Source organism: Burkholderia sp. Bp9099 (assembly GCF_003857805.1).
Taxonomy (GTDB): Bacteria; Pseudomonadota; Gammaproteobacteria; order Burkholderiales; family Burkholderiaceae; genus Burkholderia.
The window spans coordinates 1-4719 of the sequence record NZ_QTPU01000070.1 but is presented as its reverse complement, the minus strand read 5'-3'; the positions used below and the strand labels follow the sequence as shown (position 1 = coordinate 4719).

Sequence of the window (4719 nt, the reverse complement as noted above, 5' to 3'; positions counted from 1 at the left end):
TTTTTTTTTGCTAATTCTTGTTCGTGTGGTGGTCGTATTGCCTGGGGGCGGCTCGGGCGTGTGTCCTCGTCGTGCTGTTGGGGTCGAACCGGCCGGCCCCCCCCCCCCCCCCCCCCGCTTCCGGAGCGTCTGCCGCTCGCGCTCACACGCCGAACCCGCACCGGCTCAGCCCCCACCAGCCGTCGCATACGCAATGCACGTGCGGGCGAGCACGTCGGTCGGATCGACGAGCGTCGCCCGACGCCCGTCCGGCGCGACATATTCGCCGCCCGGCAGCAGGATCGGCAGCTCGGTGCAACCGAGTACGATCACCCGCACGCCCTCGGCGATCAGCGCGTCGACGGCGGCACCGATATCGTCCTTGCACTGTCCGGTCGTGAAGCCGGCCTTCACGCCCTGCTTCCCGTAGATCGCTTCCATCACGCGCACCTGCAATGCGGGCATCGGCGCGACTTGCCGCAGCCCTTGCGATTCGAGTGCCCTCTTGTACACACCGCTTTCGATCGTGCCGGATGTCGCGAGCACGCCGACGTCGCGCAGCCCCGGATACGTATCGCGCAGATGCGCGACCGTGACGGTCAGCATGTTGACGACCGGAATGCCGAGGTACGGCTGGATCCGCTCGACGAACGCATGCGCGGTGTTGCACGGAATCGCGATGACGTCGGCATCGCCGTCCTCGAGCTTCTTGCAGGTCGCGTACAACGAGATCGTCGGGTCCGCGCCGGTGCCCGTCAGGTTCTCGGTCCGGTCGGGAATCTGCGGATTCTGCTCGACCAGCAGCTTGATGTGTTCCTGATCGCGCGACGCCGGCGTGTTGCGCACGATCTTGTCGAGGAAATCGACCGTCGCGGCCGGCCCGACGCCGCCAACCACGCCGACCTTGAACGGCGCCGCGCGCGAACCGGCGTGCCCGGTCACCGCGTACTGCGCATACGCGAGGTTCGAATCCACGAGCGGCACGCGCAGCGGGCCGATGGCGTCCGCGACCAGCGCGATCTCGGTCAGGCCGGGGACGATCACCTGCACGCGCTGATCGATCAGGTCCGCGCATGCGCGGCGCAGCAGGTCGACCGGCCGGCCGCGCAGATTGCCGCGCTTGATGCCGTCGGCGCCGTAGACGGCTTCCGTCACGAGATCGATCCCGTCGTGCGTCCGCGGATGAACGACGTCGAACTGCGGTGACGGGAAATACGTGTCGAAGAGTCGCTTGTCCCGCACGTAGTCGGAAGCCAGCACGCCGATGCGCGTCGCGTCCGGGTATTTGCGCCGCACGTGGTAGCGAACGGCTTCGACGATGTCCACGATCGGCAGGCGCGTATTCGCCTTCAATTCGTCGATGAACGTGTGACTCAGGAAACATGGCAGCACGACCGTCGTCACGCCGCGCTTCTCGAACTGCCGGATCATGTCGAACACGTACAGCTTGCGCTCGATGGTCGCCGCTCTGCCCGACCCCGAGCCCTTGAACGGGTATTGCTCGAAGATCATCCCGGCGTGTTCCTCGTCGGACGACGCCGGCGTCGCCTTCACCATCTTGAAGAGCACGTCGGCACTGCCCAGCGGCCCCAGGCCGCCGACCACGCCGAATTTCCTCCGCGCATTCACGCTATCCGTCTCCGTGCGCATCATGCGTTCAGCTCCGGCTGCTCGAATACGGCGTCCTGCGATTTCACGGCGCGCCGCGTCTCCCACTTCGCGATCACCGCCGTCGCCACGCTGTTGCCGATCACGTTGGTCATCGTGCGGCCCATGTCGAGGATCTGGTCGATCGCGAGCACCATCGCGACGCCGGCCACCGGCAGATGGAACATCGGCGCGACCGCCGCGACCACTACCACCGAGCCGCGCGGCACGCTCGCCATGCCCTTGCTGCTCAACATCAGCACCAGCAGCATGAACACCTGCTCCGACAGCGGCATGTGCACGCCGAACGCCTGCGCGATGAAGATGGCCGCGAACGCCTGATACATCATCGAGCCGTCGAGGTTGAACGCGTAACCGAGCGGCAGCGTGAAGCCCACCACCTTCTTGTCGACGCCGAAGCGCTCGAGCTGCTCGGTCAGGCGCGGATAGGCGGCCTCGCTGCTGGCGGTCGAGAACGCGATCAGCGCGGGCTCGCGCACGGCCTTCAGCAGGCTCCCGACGCGCCGCCCGAGAAACACGTAGCCGACGCCGATCAGGATCGCCCAAAGAACCAGCAAGCCGAGATAGAACGCGCCGATCAGCTTCCCGTACGTATAGATCACGTCGAGCCCGCGCAGCGTGACCGACGACGCGATCGCACCGAACACGCCGAGCGGCGCCGCGCGCATCACGTAGTTCGTCAGGCGCAGCATCACCGGCACCATCCCGTCGATCGACTGGATCACGACGCTGACGCGCGGGTCGCGCTTCAACGCACTCAGCGCGACGCCGAGAAAGATCGAGAACACCAGGATCTGCAGGATGTCGTTGCGCGCCATCGCGTCGAGCAGGCTGGTCGGGAACGCATGCGTGATCACGTCCCGGGCGTTCAGCGCGGCGGTGTTCAGTCCGGTGTTGACCTCACCCGCGCTCGCCACGAGGTTCAGGCCGGCGCCCGGCTGCAGCGCATTGGCCATCACGAGGCCGAGACTCAACGAAATCAGCGACGCGCAGACGAACCAGCCGAGCGAGCGCAGGCCGATGCGGCCGACGTCCTCGCCGCTGTCCATGCCGGCCAGGCCGGACACGAGCGTCACGAACACCAGCGGCGCGATGATCATCTTGATCAGGCGCAGGAAGATGTCGGTGACGATCGAGAAGTAGCCGGCGATTGTCTTGAGGGTGGCCGGGTCCGCGATGTTGGCGTGGCACGCATAACCGGCGACGACACCGAGGATCATGCCGACTGCGATGCTTGAGGTGAGGCGATTTTTCATGTCCATTCGTCCTTGGGTGGCACCCGGCCGCCGGAAGGCGGCGAGCGCTGCGAAGAAGGCCGCGCGACGCCGGTCGCGCGTCGCATGTGCCGTTGGAACGAATGGTAGGGACGGTCGAAAAAGCCGTGATGCCGGTGCGACATGGCGGTATGCGAGCGCCGCATAACGCGGGAAAACCCTGATTCAGCCGAGCCGGGCAGGCGCCGCGCGCAGATGCTGCCAGAGGGTGTCGAGGAATTCGCTGCGATTGGACACGTCGCGATACACGCGCAGCTCGACGTCCAGGTTCCACGCCGCCGGGCCGGCCGGCACGAGGTCGCCGGCCGCCAGTTCGGCGGCGATCGCGCTGCGGGGCAGCCACGCGACGCCCTCGCCTTCCATCACGAGCTTCTTGAGCACTTCGGCCATGTCGGACTCGTAGTGCAGCTGCAAGGCCGGCGCATCCGGCGCGCGGCCGAGCAGTAGCGCGAGACAGCGGCCGAAATAGCTGGTTTCCGTGTAGGTAATCAGCGGCAGCGGATTCTGCTTCGTTCCGGGCAGGCGAAACGCGGGCGCCGATCGACGGTTCGGCCGGCACGCCGGCATCAGCGTGTCGAGGCCCACCGTCAGGTGCGCGTACTTCGCGGGGTCGAGATGGAGCGGCAGCTCCGGATGGTGATACGCGAACATCAGCTCGCAGTTGCCGTTGACGAGCATCAGGATCGAGTCGTGGACGTTCGTCGGAATGACACGCGCGCGCACTTCACCGAAATACGTCGCGAGCGCCTTGAGCCAGGCCGGCAGGAAACTCAGCGCGATCGTGTGACCCGCGGCGATCTGCAGGCTCTTGCCGGCGATCCGCTGCTCGGTGCGGATGATCGCGCGGGTATCGTACAGGCGGCTGATGACGTCTTCGGCCGTTTCACGGAACAGGCGCCCTGCCGGCGTCAGCACCGGCGGAAAGCTGCTGCGGTCGATCAGCTCGGCGCCGATCCACTGCTCGAGCGACTGGATGCGGCGGCTGAAGCCCGATTGCGTGACGTTGCGAAATTCAGCCGCGCGGGAAAAGCTCTGGTATTGCGCGAGCGCGAGGAAATCCTCGATCCATTTGATTTCCATGATGGCCTTGGAGGTCGCGGGTGAGCCGGCTCGCGTGTCGCCAGGGTCGTGGCGAAGCGCGGGCCGACGGACGCCTCCATTTTATGGGCAGCGCGCAATGTCGCGTTCAACCCTCCTGGCGCTCGATCAGGAAGCGCTCGCGGCGCTTCCCCTTGATCCATGCCGGCTCGCGTCCCCGGCCGGACCACGTCGCCCCGGTGTTCGGATCGCGGTACTTCGGCGCGACGGCAGGCGTTTTCCGCGCCGTCCTTGCGGCACTGCCCTGACGGCCGAATATCTGTCTCGGGGTCAACCCATATTCGGCGACACGGGTACGGACCTCCTGCAGCACGGTCTCGAGTTCGGCCTGTCGCGCTTCCTCGGCACGTTTCATCAGTTCATTGGCTTGCGCCTTCAATTCGCGATAGCCTGACATCCCTTTCCTCCCAATTGCTCCGGCGCCATGAAAAGCCGAACGGGGCGCAAGCCCAGAACGGTTCGTTGTGTTGTCAACGGGTGGTGTCACGCGCGTGCACGCGACGCGGCACGAGGCCTGTCTCCCTATGCATCGGATGCGTCGGCAGCACGCGTGCGCACGTCGTTCAGAACGGCAGCTCGACGTCCGGCTTCGCGGCCGTCAGCACGCGGCGGAAGTCCGCCTCGATGCGCTCGAGCCCTTCCTTGGTCTCCGCTTCAAAGCGCAGCACGACCACCGGCGTCGTGTTCGACGAACGCGCGA

General features: G+C 66.3%; 5 protein-coding genes. All 5 read right to left on the bottom strand.

The features are described from left to right. Positions 1 to 165: 165 nt before the first annotated feature. The gene (locus DIE17_RS36780; RefSeq protein WP_260439301.1) at positions 166 to 1632 is read right to left on the bottom strand and encodes an aspartate/glutamate racemase family protein; all 1467 of its coding nucleotides are present in this window, start codon (positions 1630 to 1632) and stop codon (positions 166 to 168) included. After that, entirely contained in the window at positions 1629 to 2903 is a 1275-nt protein-coding gene (locus tag DIE17_RS36775) for a dicarboxylate/amino acid:cation symporter (protein WP_124921831.1), read from the bottom strand. The genes DIE17_RS36780 and DIE17_RS36775 overlap by 4 nt, the downstream gene beginning before the upstream one ends. Before the next feature lie 183 nt (positions 2904 to 3086). Further along, positions 3087 to 4001, bottom strand: a complete 915-nt coding sequence (locus tag DIE17_RS36770) for a LysR substrate-binding domain-containing protein (RefSeq protein WP_124921830.1) — start codon at positions 3999 to 4001, stop codon at positions 3087 to 3089. Between the two features lie 106 nt (positions 4002 to 4107). Next, complete coding sequence (locus DIE17_RS36765) at positions 4108 to 4416, bottom strand: H-NS family nucleoid-associated regulatory protein (protein ID WP_124489813.1); 309 nt, start codon at positions 4414 to 4416, stop codon at positions 4108 to 4110. Positions 4417 to 4582: 166 nt separating this feature from the next. Continuing rightward, the coding region (locus DIE17_RS36760; RefSeq protein WP_148095674.1) for a hypothetical protein at positions 4583 to 4719 on the bottom strand (137 nt) is incomplete at its 5' end.